At 61.1% G+C, this 22,466-nt stretch carries 16 protein-coding genes; 8 read left to right on the plus strand and 8 right to left on the minus strand.

The annotated features are described in order from the left end of the window. Positions 1-58 precede the first annotated feature (58 nt). Positions 59-1,522 (minus strand): aldehyde dehydrogenase, encoded by a 1,464-nt coding sequence (locus G9X67_RS30290; protein ID WP_171600361.1) that lies wholly within the window; start codon positions 1,520-1,522, stop codon positions 59-61. 261 nt (positions 1,523-1,783) lie between these two features. On the opposite strand from G9X67_RS30290, the gene G9X67_RS30295 reads away from it, so the two are divergent. Beyond that, positions 1,784-2,683, plus strand: coding sequence for an AraC family transcriptional regulator (locus G9X67_RS30295; protein ID WP_171600349.1), 900 nt, complete (start codon positions 1,784-1,786; stop codon positions 2,681-2,683). Between the two features lie 85 nt (positions 2,684-2,768). Here G9X67_RS30295 and G9X67_RS35195 read toward each other — a convergent pair whose 3' ends face one another. From G9X67_RS35195 to G9X67_RS30315, 5 genes are all read right to left on the minus strand, one after another. Continuing rightward, a complete protein-coding gene (locus tag G9X67_RS35195; protein WP_246705472.1) occupies positions 2,769-4,481 on the minus strand; it encodes a hypothetical protein in 1,713 nt (570 codons plus the stop codon). A gap of 230 nt (positions 4,482-4,711) precedes the next feature. After that, on the minus strand, positions 4,712-5,632 hold the full coding sequence (locus G9X67_RS34765; RefSeq protein ID WP_210259039.1) for a hypothetical protein: 921 nt from the start codon (positions 5,630-5,632) through the stop codon (positions 4,712-4,714). After that, positions 5,626-6,552 (minus strand): hypothetical protein, encoded by a 927-nt coding sequence (locus G9X67_RS34770; protein ID WP_210259040.1) that lies wholly within the window; start codon positions 6,550-6,552, stop codon positions 5,626-5,628. Before G9X67_RS34770 ends, G9X67_RS34765 begins: the two co-directional genes overlap by 7 nt. 517 nt (positions 6,553-7,069) lie before the next feature. Then, positions 7,070-8,476 carry an adenylate/guanylate cyclase domain-containing protein gene (locus G9X67_RS30310; RefSeq protein ID WP_171600350.1) on the minus strand — a complete coding sequence of 469 codons (1,407 nt, stop codon included), beginning with the start codon at positions 8,474-8,476 and terminating at the stop codon, positions 7,070-7,072. A gap of 122 nt (positions 8,477-8,598) precedes the next feature. Then, positions 8,599-9,084, minus strand: coding sequence for a MarR family transcriptional regulator (locus G9X67_RS30315; RefSeq protein ID WP_138388615.1), 486 nt, complete (start codon positions 9,082-9,084; stop codon positions 8,599-8,601). Between the two features lie 200 nt (positions 9,085-9,284). On the opposite strand from G9X67_RS30315, the gene G9X67_RS30320 reads away from it, so the two are divergent. The 7 genes from G9X67_RS30320 (at position 9,285) to G9X67_RS30350 (ending at position 19,374) form a co-directional block, all read left to right on the plus strand. Next, the gene (locus G9X67_RS30320) at positions 9,285-10,871 is read left to right on the plus strand and encodes an AMP-binding protein (RefSeq protein WP_171600351.1); all 1,587 of its coding nucleotides are present in this window, start codon (positions 9,285-9,287) and stop codon (positions 10,869-10,871) included. Between the two features lie 40 nt (positions 10,872-10,911). After that, entirely contained in the window at positions 10,912-11,736 is an 825-nt protein-coding gene (locus tag G9X67_RS30325; protein ID WP_138388617.1) for a p-hydroxycinnamoyl CoA hydratase/lyase, read from the plus strand. Between the two features lie 56 nt (positions 11,737-11,792). Next, the gene (locus G9X67_RS30330) at positions 11,793-12,899 is read left to right on the plus strand and encodes an NAD(P)-dependent alcohol dehydrogenase (RefSeq protein ID WP_171600352.1); all 1,107 of its coding nucleotides are present in this window, start codon (positions 11,793-11,795) and stop codon (positions 12,897-12,899) included. A 21-nt stretch (positions 12,900-12,920) separates the two neighbouring features. Beyond that, positions 12,921-14,360, plus strand: coding sequence for a coniferyl aldehyde dehydrogenase (locus tag G9X67_RS30335; protein WP_171600353.1), 1,440 nt, complete (start codon positions 12,921-12,923; stop codon positions 14,358-14,360). A 428-nt stretch (positions 14,361-14,788) separates the two neighbouring features. Then, a complete protein-coding gene (locus G9X67_RS30340) occupies positions 14,789-16,717 on the plus strand; it encodes a diguanylate cyclase (protein ID WP_138388620.1) in 1,929 nt (642 codons plus the stop codon). 81 nt (positions 16,718-16,798) lie between these two features. Then, the gene (locus G9X67_RS30345; protein ID WP_171600354.1) at positions 16,799-19,093 is read left to right on the plus strand and encodes an FdhF/YdeP family oxidoreductase; all 2,295 of its coding nucleotides are present in this window, start codon (positions 16,799-16,801) and stop codon (positions 19,091-19,093) included. After that, on the plus strand, positions 19,090-19,374 hold the full coding sequence (locus tag G9X67_RS30350) for a hypothetical protein (RefSeq protein ID WP_138388622.1): 285 nt from the start codon (positions 19,090-19,092) through the stop codon (positions 19,372-19,374). The genes G9X67_RS30345 and G9X67_RS30350 overlap by 4 nt, the downstream gene beginning before the upstream one ends. Positions 19,375-19,425: 51 nt before the next feature. Here G9X67_RS30350 and G9X67_RS30355 read toward each other — a convergent pair whose 3' ends face one another. Beyond that, the gene (locus tag G9X67_RS30355; RefSeq protein ID WP_138388623.1) at positions 19,426-20,427 is read right to left on the minus strand and encodes a helix-turn-helix domain-containing protein; all 1,002 of its coding nucleotides are present in this window, start codon (positions 20,425-20,427) and stop codon (positions 19,426-19,428) included. Between the two features lie 994 nt (positions 20,428-21,421). After that, complete coding sequence (locus G9X67_RS30360; RefSeq protein WP_171600355.1) at positions 21,422-22,426, minus strand: Ldh family oxidoreductase; 1,005 nt, start codon at positions 22,424-22,426, stop codon at positions 21,422-21,424. Positions 22,427-22,466 lie beyond the last annotated feature (40 nt).

A 22,466-nucleotide genomic window follows, 5' to 3' on the forward strand; every position in this document is an offset into this window, starting at 1 on the left:
CCCTCTTGATGCAGGCCTCCCAGCCCGTTCCCAGTGTTCATGTCGGCCGATCTGGAATTCAGATCGGATAGTGCCGTTTTCCCGAGGCCATGGTGATCCATCTGAGCTCGGTGAATTCGTCGATCGCCGCCTTGCCGCCGAAGCGGCCGTAGCCGCTTGATTTGACGCCGCCGAAGGGCATTTGCGGCTCGTCGGAAACGGTGGCTTCGTTGATGTGGCAGATGCCGGATTCGAGCCGCATGGCGACGGCGAGCGCCGCATTGACGTCGGCGCTAAAAACGGCGGCCGAAAGCCCGTATTCGTTGTCGTTGGCAACCGTCACGGCCTCGTCGACGCTGCCGACCCGGACGATTGCCGCGATCGGTCCAAAGCTTTCCTCGCGGTAGATACGCATGGCAGGCGTCACGTGATCGATAACGGTCGCGTCCATCAGTGTGCCGTGGGCCTCGCCGCCGCAGACGAGGACTGCGCCCTTCTGCAGGGCATCATCGACGAGCGACCGGACGCGCCTGATGGCCTCAGTGTTGATCAGCGTGCCGAGCGGCGTGTTGCCGTCCCTGGGATTGCCGGCGACAAGGGTTGCGGCCTTCGTCCGGAACTTGCCGACGAAGCCATCGGCGATCTCGTCCATCAGGATGATACGCTCGGTCGACATGCAGATCTGGCCCTGGTTCATGAAGGCGCCGAAGGCGGCTGCACGCACGGCTTCGTCGATATCGGCGTCGGCCAGAACGATGAACGGCGCCTTGCCGCCGAGTTCGAGCAGGCAGCGCTTGAGATGCCTTGCCGAGGACTCGGCAATGATCCGGCCGACACGGGTGGAGCCGGTGAAATTGATGCGGCGCACGGCGGGATGGGCAATCAGTGCGTCGACGACAGCGGCGGCATCGCTCGGCGCATTGGAAACGACATTGACGACGCCGCGCGGAAAGCCGGCGTCACGCAGGATGTCGCCGATCAGGCCATGGGTCTTCGGGCAGAGTTCGGAAGCCTTGAGGATGACCGTGTTGCCGCAGGCAAGCGGCATGGCGACGGCGCGGGTGCCGAGGATAACAGGTGCGTTCCAGGGGGCAATGCCGACGCAGACGCCTGCCGGCTGGCGGACCGCCATGGCGAGGCTTCCCGGAATGCCTGAAGGAATGAGCTCGCCCGATATTTGCGTGGTCATCGCCGCCGCTTCGCGAAGAATATCCGCGCCGAGCCCGCAATTGATCGCCGCCCATTGCGCGGTTGCGCCGGTTTCGCCAGTCATGGCGGCAATGAGTTCGGGCGTGCGGGCGTCCAGGATATCGGCTGCGGCATTCAGAAGCCTGCGCCGTTCGCCCGGGCCGGTCTGCGACCAGTCCGGAAAGGCGGCAGCGCCCGCATTGGCCGCTCTTGTCATGTCGGCAACCGATCCTGCCGAGGCGATCGTTGCGATGTCGCCGGTCAACGGATCGATGCGTTCGAAGGTGGCCCCTTCGGAAGCATCCATCGCCTCGTTGTTGATCATCAGCTTTGCCGAAAACACTGTTCCACCCAATTCGCCATGTGTTGGTGCCACGCATTGGCGCCACGTGCTGGCGCCGCATGCCGGTTTGCATTGTTGCCATGGGAGAAAACGAGCGCACGCGGCGCCACGAGGGCGGCCTCACCGTTCCTGCATCTGTTGAAGAGCCTCCTCCCAAAGGCTGATGGAGAAAAGGTTACGCCGATCTGGCGCCGATGGAATGCGATTTATTGGGTTAATATTGTAATTATCCGGTGATATCAGCATTGTTTGACTGGGAGCGGAGGAGAAGCGTTGGCGACGGACGGAGGGATTCATCACTATGCCAGAGGCGAGTGGCACGCTCCGTCGCTGTCGCACCGGCGTATCCGTTTTCAAAAAGGGCTGTATGCCGATTTCCACCATTTCCTTCTGCTCGGGGAGGGGAGTGGGGAGCTTCACTTCGACAATGGCGAACACCGGCCGCTGCACGGACCGCTGCTTGCCTTCCTGCCGCCGCAGGCGCGATGCGACTTGTCGATATCAGCCGGAACCGCGGCTCATCTGGTCGGGGCTTCGCCGCAGATCATGGTCGATGCGATCGGCGACAAGGTGGAGTCCTATTCGCTGCGCATCTTCACCGAGCAGCGCAAGCTGGTCGAGGCATTGGATCCCTCAGCAGTGGCCGAAATCAGCCCGCTGATTTCTGGTTTCGTTCGGGAACTGGGCGATCCCTCCCGCTCCTCATGGATGGTCGCATCCGCCTATATTAGGCTCATTCTGATGGCGCTGTGGCGCGGCTCCGATGGCGAGAGAAGCGAGCAGCGCGGGCAGGGCGAAACCGGATCGATCCTGCAGCGATACCGGCAACTGGTCGAGGCCGGTTTCCGCCAGCACCGGCCGATCAGCGACTATGCCGCGGAGCTGGGCGTCACGGCCGACCGGCTGCATTCCATTTGCCAAAGGGCGCTCGGCCGCTCGCCGATCCAGCTCCTGCATGAGCGCGTGGTGCAGGAGGCAAAGCTGAGATTGGAGCGATCGGCCCGCAATATCCAGGAAATCTCCGACAGCCTCGGCTTTCGCGACCCGACCTATTTCAGCCATTTCTTCAAGCGCAAGACCGGCCTTTCACCCGCCGGCTACCGCGAAATCGCCCGCGCTTCGGCCGGCTCGGAAAACAGCATGCTGTCCTCGGGCTATGCGGACTGGCCTTAGGCTTGGGGATTGGTCAAAGCTGGAATTTGCCGGTCTTGGATCGCAAATCATGCTGACTTGGAATCCCAAGTCGGCGTTGGCCCCGTCATCTCTCCGATAGATCGACTGAGATTACCTCGACAACCTTGTTACCGGACAGCGTAGCGGTGACCGCAAGGGCCTTCGAGTTGGCCTGTTCGATCAGGCCCAGAAAATTGACAGCCTTGCCTGCTATCCTTTTCGCAAAGGCTTTCCGCAGAACTACCCCTGTCTTTGGATGGATGACCTTAACCCGTGGATTGGCTCCATTGGCCAGGAGATAAAAGCCAGTGTGGGAACCATTTTCGAACATGTATTGGTCTGCGAGTTGAGTCTGTATCTTGTCGATCAGGATGTCACCAGTCCAATGAGGCTCTTCGGCCATTTTGATTTCTACAGAGATTAGCCCAAGCTCCGCATTCCGTGAGTGAATTCTAAGATCTGGCCGGTTCTCGACCGCGACTTCCTGCTCACGGATGACCTCGTAATGCTGCGCTCCAATTTCGCGCATCCTACCCGATAGCCAGTTCCGAATATCGTCTTCCTTGCCCCGTCCGCTTCTGAAGAGGAAGCCTTCGTCGTCGTCGAAATGATGCAGCTTCTCTAGGAGCGCCACCAGGTGGCGTTTTATCAGCGCTCGGAATTCCTCGATCGAAGTCGGTGTCTTGGAGAATGAATTCAGGAAAGTGATGGCCTCGCTGGCCGGGAGCAGGTCACGCCGAACAGATGTTCTGACCAGCTTGTCCCTTTGGTACAGGAACGTGTCGCGATGCCGTCTCAAATCGGGGTCAACTGCGAGTGCGTCGAGGGATGCCAGCGCTTGCTCAGATCCAAGGGCGGTCAGAGCATTTAAGGAATATGAGCGCTTTGACGTTGCTTTGTCCGCAATATCCGGTGAATAAGCATCTTCGTGCACGGGATCATTGGCTGGCGGCCATACAAGGTAAGTTGCTTTTACCAGAGCGCGCAACACCGCGGCATCGGTAGCTAGATTGTCACGCTCTGCATCGCGCTCCTCCGCTCTGGAATACGAAGGCGATTCCCGCCCTATAAATCTCAAGAAAAGCGCTTTGCTTGAAGGGCTCCAATAGTAACCGAATGCCGTCGTCCACGCAGCCCAAGCAGAGGCGGGCTCCACGCAAAAGAGCGCGTCGAGCCATATCCATGCGTCCGACATCCTGAAGCTCGACACGGCAGCGGTGAAGTTTTGCTGCAAGAAGGGTGTCAGGACCGTTGGGCTGACTGCAGAAGAGCGCGCGACGAGGTTCACGGCAATTTCAAGATCGCGCCTATTTTCTGGCAAGCCAGAGGTAAGCAAGAGTTGGAACAGCGGCGAGGCAATCAGTTCACGGATATCACTGCTGGAATAAGCGATCCTGCTGAAGCCATCCGACGTGGACTCCTTGTCGCCGCCACCCCTTATGTCCTCTTCAAGAATGCCGGTCGCGACACCCGTGAAAAGCTGGTGCTTCAGAAGGGCAAGCGGAAACAACCACTCCGGAAAACTGTTCAAGTTAGCAAAGCCGTACCGGAAAGCCCGTTCAACAAGATGATCAGGAAGTTGCGCCAGCGCTTCTGGAGCTTCGAGTGCGAGACCTGTTAGTCCGACCCATGCCTGGTAGGTATCGCGATCGGCATAGGAAATGTCATTGTCCCTCCAGTAGCGCTTGAAGCCCGCAGCGAAAAGTTTGGCGATCCACTCTCCGTGGCGAGCCCTCGTGCCATCTACAACGCTTGTCCCGAGGTCGTTGGGCCTTCTACGAACGGCCCATATAAGCATACCCTTCTCCAGACCACTCGACAGCCGTCGCCACCGCCGCAGGAAAACGAACGTGTTGTAGACCCTCCAAAGGCCGCTGGAGAATGTCTCGATCTGTGAACGTGCCCATCGGCGTACCGTATATTGGTGGCTGTGCCGGAATCGGCTCGCGAACCGCCAAAGCGGAGCTAGTCTCCCATACGCTCGTTTGAGATCGCGTCCCCCGTACCGGCGGGCATATCGTCTCAAGATCAATCGTGCCTCGTCGCGCTCGGATTGCGACCGAATTTGATCCGCCAGTTGGCGCGCGCACGTAAATGCCAGCTCCCTTTCCCTGCTAGTCGGGCGATCCGCCATGAGATCGGCAAGCCTTCGAATATCTTCAGCCGTGAAGATCTCGTAGCATCACCGCTTCTACCCAATTTAAGCGGATCTATTGCCTGATGGGCAATCCAGTATTCGTTCTTCTCATTTTGCGAGAAAAGCGCCATCCGCATCGTAATCAGATCATGTTTGAGATCTGGTAGGGCTCTCAATGTGCGCGCTAGTGCAGGAAGCCCGGTTTCCCGCGGGGAGTAGTCCGGGTTTTTGGCGATTGAAAACGCAAATTCCAGCGCTTCCAGAAGTAGGGATCGCGGGATGCCGGCAGGGTCCTCTACGAGGAGAGTATTGATGCAATGACATATTGCTTGTCCAAGAGCCCTAAAGCGAGGGATGCGTGCCGGCATCATGTCGCGGTTGGGGTCGCGCTGGCCCTTGGCGAACCGGAGAAATATCCGCAGCCAGTTGCCAATCTCCGGAACGGTTAGCCGCGCGACAAACTCTTCCAAGTAGTGAGACGTCGCGGAGGCGTAATTTCTGGCTTCACGGCGCAAGCGATCGGTCAACGCGATCCCGTCCAAGATGGGTACGCCCGCCGGCATTGTATAAGATAAGGCACTGGCGACAAACAGATTCCACGAAGGGGCGCTTTGCGTATCCTCATGCTCGGGTGCATCAGCCAGGAGAGCTGCATCCATCACGGCCTGCGCGAAAGTCGTGTCGTTGAGGTCAGACAGGGCAAAGCATGCTTCCGCTCTCACCCGAAGTTTTTCGCCCTGATCGCAAGCGATCGTTCCCAGCTCGGGTACCAACGTCGACATCCCGCCAAACCGGATCATCTCGATCAGCAACTCGCGAACTTCGGGGGAAGCCGCGATCGTAAGCGTCGCCCGAGAAGGGGATCAAGGTTTGATCGGCGCTCCTGGCCACTCTCTGTGCGCAGACGAAATCCCACGATGTCATCATAGACCCGCCGTCTTGAACGGAAGATGCTCGTCGGCTCACGGCCATTGTCGATGGCTTCCTGCCAAAGGTCGATCAGGAGCTGAGCGTCGAGCGGTTGGGAGACCAGATTGGCCGCCTTCGCCTTGTCGATTGCCTCGACAAACTCGGCAGCATCGATGTTCCTGCTGGCAGCGATGGCCTTAACATCGTCGGCTCGAAGAGGCAGGAGGCGGAAGGTCTTGACCTCAATCGGACGGTCTTCAGCGGTGGGCGGTCTAAGGCCTCTGATCACAGCTTTGATGGCTTGGAGGTCGTTGTCGCCCTGCCATTCGCTGGCTCTCGATGTGATGATGACCTTCAGTTCCTTGCCGACTTTGCCTACGGAAGCCGAAAGCTTGGTCAATGCGTCAGCAAGTGCGCTGGTGTTGCGCGCGTCCGGCAAACGGGCCTCGTCCAATGCATCCAGCAAGGCGACTGCGGGGCCTCCCCGACTCTTCCACTTCGCGTAAGCCGAGGCGGCGGCTTCGTCAGAATGCGAAAAGGACTGTTCCGCCGGCAGTCGAAGAAGTGCCTCGATTCGAAGCACGAAAGCAGGGATTCCCGACGCGCGAACCTGCTTTGCAAGCTCCAGAAGTTCCCGCGTTTTTCCTGCTCCTGCGGAGCCAAGTACGATAGCACAATCCAGGTCTGTAAGCTCGGCCCAGGAACATCCTTCATCCCGCGATTTTAGGTTTGCCATAGTCATGGCGCTGCTAAGCTCACTCGGATGCACAGTGCTGATCTCCGCAAGGCGTCGATCAAGTTTGACGTATTCGTACTCAATCAAGGTAGCCCCCTCAACCCGCCGCCTTTTTAAACCTAGAATAGCGGTCGCCGGTTGAAAATGGCCATATTTACGAGCATCCGACTTTTACAGTGTTCATTCAGCACTCCGTTCGATCCCCATCATGGGCTAGCTTTTGCCAGCCCACGCACCAAGCATAGGAAGTTACGGTGTCTCGTCTTATGTCGAGCCTTCAATGGTCTAGTCGGCGCGCGGCGCGCAACCTTTGCGGTTAGGCTGGTGGGATCGCACAGTTAGATCGACTCGACGAAAGTCTCATGCAGCTTTGTCCTCCACAGTTGCCTTTTGCCGGTGGTATAAGGCTTAGCGCGACAGCTCTCGTTGTCGCAAAGAGATCGCAGAGTTTCGCGATCCGCGTCAGCTTTCAGGAAAAGCAACGCACCCGCTTACAACCGACATGGGGCACAAATCGGCCTGATCCTTCGATAACGAAAAGGTTCGCTAAGGACCGTCAGCGGAAACTGCTAAAGTCGGCTTGACGCCGAAGAGCAGACCAAACTCACGACAGCGCAAAAATCCTCACTTCCCGCCCGATGCCCTGAAGTTCCGCCATCCGCGAAGCCGAAGTGATGCCGCTGTCGCGGAGGATCTCTGAAACCTGGGCATCCCCAACGATCGCCTCCGTCGTCATGATCACATTGGGATCGGCAAGGCCCTGCACGCGGGAAGCGATATTGACGGTCTGGCCGAAATAGTCCTGCCGGTCGTTCAGGTTGACTGCGAGGCATGGTCCCTCATGGATGCCGATCTTCAGGAGAAGATCGTCGCTGCCGTGTTCGGCATTCAGCTGAAGCATCGCCTCACGCATCCTGATTGCCGCGGCCACCGCACGGTCCGGGCTCGGGAAGGTCGCCATCACGGCATCGCCAATGGTCTTGACGACCGCTCCGGCCTCTGTGGCGACGATCTCGTGAAGAACCCGGAAATGCGCTCGCACCAGATCGAAAGCGGCAAGATCTCCGACGCGCTCGTAAAGCGCGGTCGAGCCCCTCAAGTCGGTGAAGAGGAAGGTCAGGCTGGTGATCTTGAGGCGCTGGTCGACGTCGAGCGTGTCGGTCCGATAGATGTCGCGGAAGCTCTGGTTCGTCAGCAGACGCTTGGCTGTCAGGAAAGCCCGCCTGCGGCCCAAGAGGTCGTGCAGCTCGTCGCCTGCGATGCAGACGTTCGGCACCACTCGGCGATCGGTGTGGTTCTCGAGGGTCAGCCGCAGTGAGCCCGGACGAAGGGTCAGCGTTTCGTTCAGTGCATGCGTCCGACTGATGATCATCGAGAGGGTTTGACGTTCGTCGGTGGGCTCGCCCTGCACGTCGATGAACTGCGCCGAGTGTGTGACCGGATCGAAGATGATGACGAACTGCGCCGGCAGTTGCAGGGAGACGAAAGCCTTCTCGCCCGGAGCCAACTCGATCATCTCCAGCTGGATGCGCGAAAACCTCGCTTCGAGATCGTCAGGCAGGTCGACCCCGGAGCTGAAGAAGATCTGCCGGTAGTACTCAAGCGGCGGCAACCGATCGGGGTCGTGGGCGGCGATCCTGCGCACGCGCGGGCTGACCGTGAACGTGACCTCGACCATCTCGTCGAGGGTCGGCTCGTATCCGGCCGCGCAGAGCGCGCAATGATACGTCTCGTGGACGACTGTTTTGAGGGTTGCGCCGCTGTCGAGGACGCCGCCGCACCCTGGGCAAAGGACATTCCAGGTCATTTCGAACGCGCCTATGCGGGCTGCATGCAGAAACGCGGCGATGGTTTTCTCTTGGTCGAGATCGTGCTGATCGGCGAAAGCGAGTGCATTGATGCGATTGAGCTCACGATCCGAGCCATGCATGACGACGTTTTCGATGCACTCGACCGTCCGCGGGTCAGCCGCCTGTCGCAGGGAGGCAAAAAGTACGTCCACTTCGCTCATCAGACAAGTCTCCGTGTGCAGAACCCACGGCGGACGACGCCAGGATGGGGATCATAACACGGGGGTTAGCCAATAGAAATCTAAAGGCTTGGATGCTGCTTGCTTCCCAAGTGAAGCGGGTTTCAGTTCCCCTTGTATATCCGCTTCAGCGCCGTCAGCAACGCATCCAGTTCGTCGCGCGAAAACAGCTCGACGAAACGCTGCTCATGCTTGTCGATCAGCTCACGCGCCCGTGCGAGCATTGCGCGTCCCGCCTTCGTCAGATGAAGTTCCTGGCGGCGGCGGTCGGCCGCGGAGGGGCGGCGCTCGATCAGGTCGCGGGCTGCCAGCCGGTTGACGAGGGCCATCATCGTCGCCCGGTCGGTGCCGAGCGTATTGGCAAGGTCGATCTGCGATGCGCCCGGATTGCCGGCGACGAGTTCCATCACCGCCAGCTGCTTCTGCGTCAGCGCCAGCTCCTCCATGGTTTCGGCGAAGTCACGATAGATCGCAACATGGGCCATGCGCAGATGAAATCCCAGCAGATCGCCTAGCCGGCCGACATCGAGGCCCGGTGTTGCGGGCGCATCTTCGCCCTCGAAATCGTCCTGCGGTGGTTTTGTGGCCATCGTTCGTTCTCGCCTCGTCCAGGCGCCATAACCATCAAAATCAGCGGGTTAGTCAATATCCGCAATGCGGATTTCCGTGCGCCATTCGCGCGATCGGATTTGCCTTAAACAGGCTCTTGCATCGCAGGAAAAAGATATTAGTATGTGTTGCATACAAATTTGATGCCTGCCGCGGGGAGCGGTGGGCATGGGAGGAGAAAATGGCGCATTCCTTTTCCGGGATGGCTTCGTCGGCGGATTGCGGACTGGTGACGGATGATCCAATCCTTTACCGCGCCCGCGTCGCACCGGACCGTCGGGCTCTGTTCGAGATCGCCACCGGCCGGCAGCTCACCTATGCCGAGCTCGACGCGCGGATCGCCCGCTGCGCCGGCTTTCTGAACGATGTGCTCGCAGCGCGCCGCGAGGCGGCGCGTGTCGCCATGCTGGCGCGCAACTCGATGGATTCGATCGTGCTTGCCTTTGCCTGCCAGCGTGCCGGCGCCATCTACGTGCCGCTCAACTGGCGCCTCAACGCCGCGGAGCTTCGGCCGATCCTTGCCGATTGTGCGCCGGCTCTGCTCGTTCACGACGAGGAGTTCGCGGCAACCGTCGCCAGCCTTGTGAGCGCCGATCCTGAGATGGCGGTGATATCGACGGCCGCCGGCCCGGCCGGGTTCGCCGCGCGGATCGAGGCGAGCCTTCCGGCCGCTCCGTTGCCGGCCGATGCCGATGGACCCTGCGTCCTTCTCTACACCTCCGGCACGACGGGACAGCCGAAGGGCGTCGTCATCACCCGCCGCAACGCCTTTTTCGCCGCCATCAATTTTTCCGTCGTCGGAGAAATCGGGCCGAGATCCGTCGCCCTGTGCGACCTGCCGTTCTTCCACACGATCGGCCTGATCGCGGTGGCGCGCACCACATTGATGCTGGGCGGCACGCTCGTCATCTCCGACCGCTTCACGCCTGCGCGCACGCTCGCAGCCCTTGCCGACCGGCAGCGTGGCATCACTCACTATTTCGCTGTGCCGCAGATTGCGCTCGCCTTGCGCAACGACCCTGCCTATAGCGCCGCCGCGCTCGCCGGCCTGCATGCGCTCTTCGTCGGCGGCGCGCCGCTGACGCAGGCGCTGATCGAAAGCTATCTCGATGACGGCGTTGCGCTGGTCAACGGTTACGGCATGAGCGAGGCCGGAACGGTGCTGCACGTGCCGATCGACCGGCGCGCCGTGCAGGACAATCCCGGCAGCGTCGGTCTTCCGGCGCCGTTGCTCGACATTCGTATCGTCGGCGAGGACGGCCGCGAGGTCGATGACGGCGAGATCGGCGAACTCTGGCTGCGCGGGCCGGCGGTGACGCCGGGCTACTGGAACAAGCCTCAGGAAACCGCTGCCGCCTTCACCGACGGCTGGTACCGCACCGGCGATCTCGGCCGCCGCGAAGCGAACGGCTTCTATCGCATCGTCGACCGGCTGAAGGACATGTACATCAGCGGCGGCGAGAATGTTTATCCCGCCGAGGTCGAAGCAGCACTCGTTAGCCATCCCGATATTCTCGAGGCCGCGGTCGTCGGCATTCCCGATATCCGATGGGGCGAATGCGGCCTCGCCTATGTCGTGCTGCGGCCGGGTGCTGCGGCAACGGGCGATGAGATCGCCGGCCATTGCGCGGCAAGGCTCGCCGCCTTCAAGCGTCCGGCCCGCATCCTCTTCGTTGAGACCATTCCCCGCACCGCCTCCGGCAAGGTGCAGAAACATGTCCTGCGCCAGTTCCATTTTGACGAAACCCTTCAACGACAGGCCCTGTGAAGCGGCCCCGGCATCACGCCGAAACCCATGGAGTAACCTCATGACTGAAGACAAATCGCCGGTTCTGGTCGAATTCGACAGCGGCATCGCCTTCGTGACCCTCAATCGTCCGGAAAAGCGCAATGCGATGAACCCGGCCCTGAATATCAGGATGCTCGAAGTGCTCGACGAGCTCGAGGGCGACGAGCGCTGCGGCGTCCTCGTCCTGCGCGGCGCCGGCGAATCCTGGTCGGCCGGCATGGATCTGAAGGAATATTTCCGCGACAATGACGACAAGCCACGTGACGTCACGCTGAAGGCGCGGCGCCAGTCCGGCAACTGGTGGGGCCGGCTGATGTATTTCGAAAAGCCGACGATCGCCATGGTCAACGGCTGGTGCTTCGGCGGCGCCTTCACACCGCTGGTGTCCTGCGATCTCGCCATCGCCGCCGAGGAGGCGAATTTCGGCCTCTCCGAGATCAACTGGGGCATTCTGCCAGGCGGCAACGTCACCCGCGCGGTCGCCGAAGTGATGCGCCATCGCGACGCTCTCTATTACATCATGACCGGCGAACTGTTCGGCGGGCGCAAGGCCGCGGAAATGGGTCTCGTCAACGAGGCGGTGCCGCTGGCAGAGCTTGAAAGCCGGGTCCGCAAGATCTGCGCCAGCCTGCTCGAAAAGAACCCGGTGACGCTGAAGGCCGCCAAGGACACCTACAAGCGGGTGCGCAACCTGCCATGGGATCTCGCCGACGATTACATCTACGCCAAGCTGGAGCAGATGCTGTTTCTCGACAAGACCAAGGGGCGCGACGAGGGGCTGAAACAGTTCCTCGACGACAAGACCTATCAGCCGGGGCTCGGCGCCTATAAGCGCGACCGCTGAGGGCGAGCCCGGCTCGCCGGGCGGGTTGACGAGCCGATCATTGGGAGGAGGAAACAATGAAGATCCATGCTGCGGTGGCGCGTGCGCCGCATACGCCGTTTTCGCTGGAAAGGCTCGATCTGGAGGAGCCGCGCGAGGGTGAAATCCTGGTTCGCGTCGTGGCGACAGGGGTCTGCCACACCGATATCGTCATGCGTGACCAGCACCTGCCGGTGCCGCAGCCGGTCGTGCTCGGCCATGAAGGTGCTGGTATCGTCGAGCGTGTCGGGCCGGGCGTTGCCAAGGTCAAGCCCGGCGATCACGTGGTCATGACCTTCAATTCCTGCGGTCATTGCCCGAGCTGCAACGATCACGAGGAGACCTATTGCCACGAATTCTTCCCGCGCAACTTCTTCGGTGCGCGCGCCGATGGTTCGAGCGGGCTCTCCTGCGAGGGAGAGCGGGTTCACGGCAATATTTTCGGGCAATCCTCCTTCGCCAGCCACGCGCTGTGCCATGAACGCAATATCGTGAAAGTGCCTGATGATGCGGATCTGGCGCTGCTCGGGCCGCTCGCCTGCGGCATCCAGACCGGCGCCGGCGCGGTCATGAATGCGCTGAAGGTCGAGCCGGGTAAAGTGCTCGCGGTTTTCGGCATGGGCTCCGTCGGTCTTGCCGCCGTGATGGCGGCGCGGATCGTCGGCGCTTCCAGGATCATCGCCGTCGACGTCAATGAAACGCGGCTGGCACTTGCAGCGGAACTCGGCGCGACCGACATCGTCAACGGCAAGGCGAGCGACGCGGTTGCCGCGATCATGGCGCTGACCGGCGCCGGGGTCGATTATTCGATCGATGCCTCCGGCGTGCCCGCCGTCATCTACCAGTGCGTGCGGGTGCTGGCGCCGCGCGGCACCTGCGGCATCGTCGGGGCCTCGCCGCACGGAGCGACGCTGACGCTCGACCTCACCCATATCCTGTCCGGCGGGCGCCGGGTCCGCGGCATCGTCGAGGGCGATTCCAATCCCGACGTCCTGATCCCGCTGTTGATCGACCTGCATCGGCAGGGCCGCTTCCCCTTCGACAGGCTCATCACCTTCTATGATTTCGCCGACATCAACCAGGCGGTGGAGGATTCGGAAAGGGGCATCGTGCTGAAACCGGTCGTGCGCCAGCCGGCCGTCTGACACCGTTCAAGGGAGGAAACAATGAACACCGTCACCCCAATCGCCACCGACACCAGTCCCGATGTCATGAAGGCGCTGCTTGGCCGGCAAAGGGCGTCTTTCCTGAGAGAAGGGCCGCCGAGCATCGACACCCGCATCGATCGCATCGACCGCGTCATCGCCCTTCTCGTCGACCATAAGGATGCGATTGCCGCTGCCCTGTCGGACGATTTCGGCAGCCGCAGTGTGGAGGCGAGCCTGCTTCTCGATGTCTTTACCTGCGTCGGTTCGCTCAAATACGCCAAGGCCCATCTTGCCGAATGGCTGAAGCCCGAGCAGCACGAGGCATTGTTCCCGGACGCGGTGGCCGAAGTGGTCTATCAGCCGAAGGGGGTTGTCGGAATCCTCAGCCCGTGGAATTTCCCCTATCAGCTCGCCCTTGCGCCGCTTGCCGGCATTCTTGCCGCCGGCAACCGCGCCATGATAAAGCCGTCGGAGGTGACGCCGGCCTCGGCCGCCTTGATGGCGGAACTCATTGCCGGCGCCTTCGACGAAACGGAAATCGCCGTCGTTCAGGGCGGACCGGCGACGGGCACGGCGTTTACATCACTTGCCTTCGACCACCTGATCTTCACCGGTGGAACCGCGATCGCCCATCATGTGATGCGCGCGGCGGCGGAAAACCTGACGCCGCTGACGCTCGAGCTCGGCGGCAAGTCACCCGTCATCGTCGGCCGCTCGGCCGATCTCGCAGACGCGGCGCGCCGCGTCATGACCGTCAAGACACTGAACGCCGGCCAGATCTGCCTGGCGCCTGATCATGTCTATGTGCCCGAGGAAAGCGTCGAGGCCTTTGCCGGCCACGCGGTCGCGGCGGTCGGCGCGATGTATCCGGCGCTGAAGGAAAATCCTGATTACACTTCGATCGTCAATGCCCGCCATCACGCCCGCATCCAGGGCCTGATCGACGATGCCAGGGCCAAGGGCGCGAGGATCGTCGAGATCAACCCGGCGGCAGAGAATTTCTCCCAGCAATCGGCCCACCGCATGCCTCCGACCCTGATCCTCGACCCCACGGAAGACATGCGCGTGCAGCAGGAGGAAATCTTCGGACCCGTGCTGCCGGTCCTTCCCTATCGCGATATTGCCGACGTCATCGACCGTATCAATGCCAAGCCGCGCCCGCTCGCTCTCTATTACTTCAGCAGGGATCAGCAGGAGGAGGCTCGCGTCCTCGACAACACGACCTCCGGCGGGGTGACGGTCAACGACTGCATGAGCCACGTCACGGCGGAAGGCCTGCCCTTCGGCGGCGTCGGCCATTCGGGCATGGGAGCCTATCACGGCAAGTTCGGCTTCCTCGCCTTCTCGCATCCGCGCGCCGTCTATCACCAGAGCAAGATGGTGGAAGCGGAATACATGATGCGGCCGCCTTATGGCGAGGCGATGCGCGGCTTTTTGGCGGCGGCGATCTGCAAGTAAGAGAGAAGCATCGGACGATGCCGTCGGCAGCTGCGGCTGCTGACGGCATGGGATGGCTGCTTGCAACGAATGGCCCGATTGCGCAGGCTTATCCGGATAACGCTAGATTGTGTCATCAGGCTCCATGTCCAGACGCAGAGGATGCTGTTGTTAAACATGCCTTATGCTTCGGCTGCTAGCCGTTGAACCGCAGGGCGTTGCGGACATGATGTCTCCTGCCGTCCTGGAGCATGACCTTTCAATTCCGATTTCGCGTATTTCTCATGTCGTCAAATCTGGCAGCAGGCCTCTCTGCCCATACCTCATCGTCGCGGCGGACGCCCGCTTTCCTGTCGCCGTATTGCTGTCGATCGGCCTGGAGACGCACCTGCTGACGAATATAGCCTGATGGGTCTGTGATTTAACGAAGCTCAAACCAGTGTTGCCCTATGATTGGTTCGGTACATGTATTGGAAGGTGGATCCAACGCAGTGAATGGCATCTGGACGCAATTCGGTGGCAACCTGTCATTCGTGTGCCTGGCGATTTCGCTCTGGGCGCATTTCTCGATCCAATTTCAGCGTCGCTCGGTCATACAAGAAAAAATCGCCTTCGGAATCATAGCGGGCGGCGCCTCCATCGGGTCCATATTGCTGGCCGTCGAAGTCAATCCCGGCATTTATATCGACATCCGCTTTTCGCCGCTTGCTTTGGCGGGCATGTTTGGCGGACCGATCGCGGCCGCCTTTGCGGCGTCGCTGGCGATGGTCTTCCGCTTCTGGGTCGGCGGCGCCGCAATGATCGACGGTCTGATCGCAATTGCTGTCGCGACCGGTATCGGCCTGGCTGCCAACGTCTGGATCCGGAAGAGATCTCCCGAGCTCTTGGACGTTGCGCTGCTGAGCCTCGCGCTCGGCGGCGCACTTATTGTCTTGATGGCGGTGCTTCCCACCCTGGTGCACGCCCGCGTATTGGCCATCATCGGTCTGCCGATGACGGTATTGAACTGCCTGGCGACGGTGCTGTGTGGTTTCGTTCTGTTGAAGACGCAACAATGGGAGCTGGAGCGAAGCATCCTGGTAACCGCATTTTCGCAGTCGCCCGATTATCTCTACGTGAAGGACCGAAACAGCCGGTTCATCACCGTCAATGAAAATATGATCCGCCTTTTTCGTTTCAGAACCACGGCGGAGATGACCGGATTGTCGGATTTCAATCTTATCTCGCGGCCGCGCGCCGAAGAATTTTATTATCTCGAACAGCAGGTCATGGACACCGGTGTGCCCCTGATCGACTCCGTCGAGCGTATCGAAGACAGATACCTGCTCGCCTCCAAGGTGCCGCTGAAGGATAGGCAGGGACGGGTGATCGGCCTGGCCGGCGTCACGCGTGACGTGACGGAGCGGACTGCCCTGGAGCGGGAATTGCGCAAGAGCAAGAACCTGCTGTCGCATGCGATGGCCGGCATGTCCGATGGCATCGCCATGTACGACAGCAAGGGTTTCCTCGTTTTTTGCAACGATCAGTATCGCGCCGCCTTTCCGCTATCCGGGGACGCTCGCGTGGTTGGCGCCCATATCAGCGACATCCTTCGCCGTGTTGCCGAAACCGGCGAGCGCACCGGTATCCCGGACGCTGACCGCGAAGAGTGGATCAGGTCCGTCAGTGCTACGTTGCACAGCAACAAGGACGAAGAGGTTCAGCTTCACAACGGCGACTGGCGCAGCATCCGGACAAGGTTAGCGGAAGACGGCACAGCGATGGCCGTCGTCTCGGACATCACGGCGACCAAGCAGGCGGAAATCGCCCTCCGGCTGTCGGCCGAGCAACTGAAGTCCCTCGCCGAGACCGATGGACTTACCGGCATGGTCAACCGCCGGGCCTTCGACGAGGCTTTCGCCCGCGAGACCGCAGGCAGCGCCAGGAAAAACACGCCGTTCAGCCTTCTGATGGTCGATATCGACCGCTTCAAGGCCTATAACGACACCTATGGTCATCCCGCCGGAGACCAATGCCTGCGTGTCGTCAGCAGGTGCCTGCGCCAGTCCGTAAGCCGCCCGGCAGACATCGTCGCACGCTACGGCGGAGAGGAATTCGTGGTTCTGCTGCCTGCAACCAGTGCGAAAGGGGCGATGATCGTTGCCGAACAGTTCGCGCGTCTCCTAAGCCAGGAGAATATCGTTCATACCGGCAGCGAATTCGGCCGGGTGACCGCCAGCATCGGCATATCCTGTGCGACGGGAGCCACCTTGAGGATCAACCCGAACCGCCTCCTGAGCGAGGCCGATGCCGCGCTCTACGACGCCAAGACGCAAGGCCGCAATCGCATCCTGGCACATTCGCCCGAGGAGCGGCACGCCATCAAGGACGTCGGTTAGACGAATCCTTGATAGGTTTTTCCTATCGAGCCATCGCGCGTGCGCCCTTGATGTTTTCCCCGCTTCGACAATACAGGGCGCATGGACACAAAATTCATTGGTAAGAAATCGGCGGCAGCCGGCGGCTGGGGCGCTTTGAAGAGCTGCGGGAAGCGTTTGCTTCAAAGCGGCATGCCGATTTCAGGGGCGCGGACGATGCTGAAGGCGAACCAGCCGGATGGGTTCGACTGCCCGGGCTGCGCCTGGGGCGATCCGGAGCACGGATCGTCGTTCGAGTTCTGCGAGAACGGCGTGAAGGCCGTCGCCTGGGAGGCGACGGAGAAGCGGGCCACGCCGGCCTTCTTCGCGGAAAACACGCTGTCGCAGCTTCGCCAGCTGACGGACTACGAACTGGAACTCAACGGCCGCCTGACCCATCCGATGCGCTACGATGCGGTGAGCGACCGTTACCTGCCGGTCGCGTGGCAGGATGCCTTTGCCGAGATCGGCGCTATCCTGAGGGGGTTCGATAACCCCAACCGGGCGGAATTCTATACGTCGGGCCGGGCGAGCAACGAGGCCGCCTTCCTGTACCAGCTGTTCGTGCGCGTCTACGGCACCAACAATTTTCCCGACTGCTCCAACATGTGCCACGAGGCGAGCGGCATCGCCATGCGCCAGGCGGTCGGTGTCGGCAAAGGCACCGTGCTGCTGGAGGATTTCGAAGAGGCCGACGCGATCTTCGTGATCGGGCAGAACCCGGGCACCAACCATCCGAGGATGCTCGGCGACTTGCGCCGGGCGGCGATCCGCGGCGCGCGTGTCGTCGTCTTCAATCCCATCCGCGAACGCGGCCTGGAGCGCTTCTCCGATCCGCAGGACAAGGTCGAGATGCTGCGCGGCGGTTCGACCGATATCGCCAGCCTTTATCTGCAGCCGCAGCTCGGCGGCGACATGGCCGCGGTGCGCGGGATGGCAAAGGCCGTGCTGGCTGCGGAAGACGCCGCCGTCGCCGCCGGTCTGCCCTCCGTTCTCGACCACGCATTTCTCGCCGAACACTGCGCGGGTTTTGCAGAATACCGGGCAGCGGTCGAGGCGACCAGCTGGGCCGAGATCGAGGACCAATCGGGACTGAGCCGGCAGCAGATCGAACGGGCGGCCGATGTCTATATCAACGCCGAGCGGGTGATCTGCACCTGGGCGATGGGCGTGACCCAGCATCTGCATTCCGTGGCGACGATCCGCGAGATCGCCAACTTCATGTTCCTGCGCGGCAATATCGGCCGGCCGGGGGCAGGCCTTTGCCCGGTTCGCGGCCATTCCAACGTGCAGGGCGACCGCACCGTCGGCATCAATGAAAAACCATCGGACGATTTCCTCGATGCGCTGGAGAAGCACTTCCGCTTCACCGTTCCCCGCGAACATGGCCACAATGTCCTTGCCGCGATCGGCGCGATGCTCGATGGCTCGGCCGAGGCCTTCATCGGGCTTGGCGGCAATTTCGCCCGTGCCACGCCCGACAGCGCACTCGTTGAAAAGGCGCTGCGGCGGCTGAAGCTGACGGTGCACATCGCGACCAAACCCAACCATTCGCATCTCATGCCCGGAAAGGTGGCCTTCATCCTGCCATGCCTCGGGCGCACCGAGATGGATCTGAACGCGGCGGGCAACTCCCAACTCGTGAGCGTCGAGGATTCGATGAGCATGGTGCATGGTTCTGCCGGTATCAATCGCCCGGCCTCGCCGCATCTCCTCTCGGAAGTCGCCATCATTGCCGGCATTGCACAGGCGACGGTCGGCTCCGCCGTGGTCGACTGGGCAGAGCTTGCCGACAACCACGACCGCATCCGCGATCATATCGAGGCGACCATTCCAGGTTTCGAAGACTACAATACGCGCCTGCGCAAGCCGCGCGGTTTCCACCTGCGCAATACGGCCGCCCACAGGGAGTGGGATACGCCGGCAGGCAAGGCGTCATTTTCTTGCAAAGCGCTTCCCGACGAGACGGTGCATCAGCGGGCGCGAAAGGGCGAGGGGCGTTTCGCCCTGCAGACGTTCCGATCGCACGATCAATACAATACGACGGTCTATGGTCTCGATGACCGATACCGCGGCGTTTACGGGGAGCGGCAGGTTATCTTCATTCACCCAGCCGACCTGACGGCGATGAATGCCGAGGCCGGTGACCGGGTCGACGTGGTCGGCGAGCATGATGACGGTATCGAGCGCATCGCTGAGAATTTCCGCTTTGTGCCCTATGACATTCCGCGAGGAAGCATCGCGGGCTACTATCCCGAACTGAACGTGCTCGTGCCGCTTGGCAGCGCAGGTACGGAAAGCGATACGCCCACCTCGAAATCCATCATGGTGTCCTTCCGCCAGCGAAAAGCCGCGTGAGCGAAGAGGCCTCCGACGTCGATCGTTTTCTCGCTCTCGTCGCTGCGGCGCAAGGCAGGGATAACAAGCTGACATCCATCCAGGCCGGTCTCCTGGTCGCCGCGGATCTGGGGATTGCGCGTGACAGCCGCGCCTTTGCGCGCCTGCTGGGGATCGCGCATTCTCTCGTGCTCAGGGAACTCAACGTCCTGGCGGAACGCGAAGGGATGCTGCGGATCGTGAAGCGGGATCTAAGGACAATGAGAGTGCATTACACGTTGCCACCGCGGGACGACGCGTAAACACCCCGCGTCAGGGTCGGCCAACCGGCTCTTCACCGCAAGCCATGGCCGCTATCGTCGCATCACGCGCTTTCTGGTGTCGGAGGGGTATTCTCCGTAGGTGGTTTTATAGACTGCCGAAAACCGGCCGAAATGAAAGAAGCCCCATTTGAGGCAGACGGCCTTCATGGTCTCCTTGCTCTCGGGATCGAGCAGTTCCTGGCGCGCGGCACGCAGCCGAAGCGTCAGCAGATAGGCGGCGGGAGAGGTTCCCCTGAACGCACGAAAACCGGTCTCGAGCGCCCGGCTGGATACGCCGGCGGCTTCGGCCACCTTCGGCATGGTGATCGGCTGATCGATATTGGCGTGCATGAATTCGATCGCCCGGCGGACATGCCGGGGCGCGATCAGGGCGGGGCGATTCTCAAGGAAATGCGACAGCCGGTGCGGCACCAGGCGCACGACCAGATCGGCCAGCGCCTGCGTCATATGCGCCATGGCGATCGGCGACTGCAGCAAGGGGCCATCGTCGCGCATGCCTAAGATGATGGTTTCCGTGAGATTGCCGATCAACCGGCCTTCCGGCTTCGACAGATCCAGTTCGGGCAGCAGGTCGAGGGAGCCGCTGAACGGCATCTCGAACGTCTGGCCGATCGTCTGCAGGATGACAGGCCAGTTGATCAGCAACTCGTCGATGACGTTCGATTGCCCATGCATGATGACGCTGTTGGGTTCGAAATTGTTATAGAGAAGCAATTTTCCTTGCCCGGCCTCGGCGATGCGGGACGACCCATAGGTTACCCCCATGCCGCCGCTGCGCGGCACGACGATCGACAGATACTCCGCCGTATCGACGGTCGGCTCGATATTGAACTGAAACTCCGCCTCATGATAACCCGTGAGCAGGACGGCTTTGTCACATACCGAGAAATCCAATCCCCAATGGAAGTCCTGGGCGCGGCCGACAGGCTCTGCATCAAATGCGCCAAAAGCGCCCCCCAGCGTTTCGACCATATTATCGAAGGACGAACCGCTAAATCGAAATGAGAATGGCGCAGTGCTATTTTCCGTCATCCTGCTCCCATTGTTCGATCTGGCTGTTTCGACATGCTCTTCTCCGCCGCTCGCAGGTGCCAGCGCGACGCGCGGCCGGCGAGAGTGTCGGATTGGTGCACGTACCTCTGCCAGCCTTGCCAGTCGTCATGGATGGTCGTCCTGCGCCGCGGCGCTTCATCAGAGCCTGTAGACGGCATGGATGAGCGGCCTTGGACGTATATTAGACGATTGTTGGATAGAGTGCAGCAGCTTGTAGCGGAGCAGGTGGATCTCCGCGTGATACCGGCATCGAGATCAGCGGCTTGCGCCAGCTGATGCAGGCCGAATTCGGGCATGGTAAATGTCAAAAAGACCAACCCGTTGAATGCATTAGTTCCCATCCAGATCAGGAACTGACAGAACCCGCGGCCATTGGCAAGACGTCACGCTGCCGGCGATGACGACAACCCGCTGATAAAACGATTACGCTGAAGGAGCGATTTTACAGCTGTATCCGCCACGCCACAGGTTCAACCGCGGCGATCTTGCCGAGATGCGCGTCATCTGAAGCTTGTAGAGCGCGCCCCAATTCGCGAGCCGCGCAGTCGCCTGCCGAAGGGTCTTAGTGGACCGCTTAAAGAGGACCTTCGGCAGGCAGACAGGTACGCAGGCATACGCACGGGATGGAGTGCGTATGTATGATCCCTTCCATCCGGGGGGTGATGGATGGACGGGCTTGGCTTTGGGACCGTAAACCATCATGGCCTTGGTCGAGATTGATCTTACTGTTCCTCAGCTATGGAGCAATTGTCACGTCCCGATATTGTCGGCCAACCGGCTTTTCGTGACGCAGTCTGGACTGACCTTGCGCAAAATGTATAGGTAAGCACTTGCTTGAAAGCCGCCTGTCTTGCGCAACGAGCTGCGGAAAGTGGATAGAGATCTTCAATTTCTCAATTCGCACCAACGATGGGAACTTCGCATGATGCCGCCGGGCGCGATGCATTCGGCTTTGGGCTGAGCAATGATTTTCTCACTGAGGGCACAAGCGACGGATCGTTTCCAACACGCCTATGTCGACGTCAAGACTACCGGTTTCCACGGCGCTCGCGGGCATCGCTCTGTCTCCGGGGATACGGACTCCCTTGGAGTGCAGCCGTTCCAATTGGGCCTTGGCGCGCGCCGGGAAACCTGCATCCACGGCCGCGGGGAATAGCGCGATCACGGTCATTCCCGCATTCACCGGGTGTTCGCCCGAAAGAAAGTGGCCGGCATCAAGCGACCACGCCGCACCGGAAAGACCCGCGGCGAGCATCTCGACGATAAGGGCGATATTGCCGCCCTTGTAGCCGCCGAAGGGCAGGAGAGCGCCAAGCATCGCCTTGACCGGATCGGTGGTGATTGCGCCGGTCTCGTCGATGGCCATGCCCTGAGCGATCGGCGACTGCGCCTTTGCCGCCTCGGCAAGGGATATGAATGCCGTGGCACTCGTCGCCTGGTCGATGACGAGGGGCGGCAAGGGTTCCGGCAGAGGCACGCCGAAAGCGAGCGGATTGGTGCAGTAGACGGGCTCCCCGCCCTCGGCGGCGGCCATCAAGGCCGGTCCGTTGGCGGCGGCGATGGATATCAACCCGTCTTGAGCCAGGCGCCGGACGTAATATCCCAATTCCCCCGCGGTATAGCTGTTTCTTTGCGCGAGGACGGAAATGCCGAAGGTTTTCACACGCTTTACGAAGTCGTCGTAAATGAGGTCAAACCCGAGCTGCGCTATGCCGCCGTCCGCATCGGCCTGGATCAGGGCCGGCAGCACATGGTCGAAGCGGGGCTTGGCGTCTCCGTTGATCCGCCCGTCGCGCAGGCTGGTGAGATAATCGACGAAATGCGGAAAACCGAGTTCAGTGCGCCCGAAGCAGGCGGCCGACAGCGTTGCATCGACGAGAGCCTTCGCCATGGCCGGGCTGCCGCCGCAGGCGAGGCAGGCTTCGAGCGCCAGTTGGCGGAGCTCGTCGATCGGCATTCTTATCCCCCGCCCGGCCATCACAGCTCCAATGCCGCTCGCCTGCCCAGGCCGATCGGCG

The sequence above is a fragment of the Rhizobium sp. WYCCWR 11152 genome, from assembly GCF_013087615.1.
Classification (GTDB): Bacteria; Pseudomonadota; Alphaproteobacteria; order Rhizobiales; family Rhizobiaceae; genus Rhizobium; species Rhizobium indicum.

Coding starts and splice junctions, on each gene's coding strand:
- G9X67_RS35195 (WP_246705472.1), bottom strand. CDS start 4,481: ATGCTTATATGGGCCGTTCGTAGAAGGCCCAACGACCTCGGGACAAGC.
- G9X67_RS30310 (WP_171600350.1), bottom strand. CDS start 8,476: ATGAGCGAAGTGGACGTACTTTTTGCCTCCCTGCGACAGGCGGCTGAC.
- G9X67_RS30315 (WP_138388615.1), bottom strand. CDS start 9,084: ATGGCCACAAAACCACCGCAGGACGATTTCGAGGGCGAAGATGCGCCC.
- G9X67_RS30320 (WP_171600351.1), top strand. CDS start 9,285: ATGGCGCATTCCTTTTCCGGGATGGCTTCGTCGGCGGATTGCGGACTG.
- G9X67_RS30325 (WP_138388617.1), top strand. CDS start 10,912: ATGACTGAAGACAAATCGCCGGTTCTGGTCGAATTCGACAGCGGCATC.
- G9X67_RS30330 (WP_171600352.1), top strand. CDS start 11,793: ATGAAGATCCATGCTGCGGTGGCGCGTGCGCCGCATACGCCGTTTTCG.
- G9X67_RS30335 (WP_171600353.1), top strand. CDS start 12,921: ATGAACACCGTCACCCCAATCGCCACCGACACCAGTCCCGATGTCATG.
- G9X67_RS30340 (WP_138388620.1), top strand. CDS start 14,789: ATGATTGGTTCGGTACATGTATTGGAAGGTGGATCCAACGCAGTGAAT.
- G9X67_RS30345 (WP_171600354.1), top strand. CDS start 16,799: ATGGACACAAAATTCATTGGTAAGAAATCGGCGGCAGCCGGCGGCTGG.
- G9X67_RS30355 (WP_138388623.1), bottom strand. CDS start 20,427: ATGACGGAAAATAGCACTGCGCCATTCTCATTTCGATTTAGCGGTTCG.
- G9X67_RS30360 (WP_171600355.1), bottom strand. CDS start 22,426: ATGGCCGGGCGGGGGATAAGAATGCCGATCGACGAGCTCCGCCAACTG.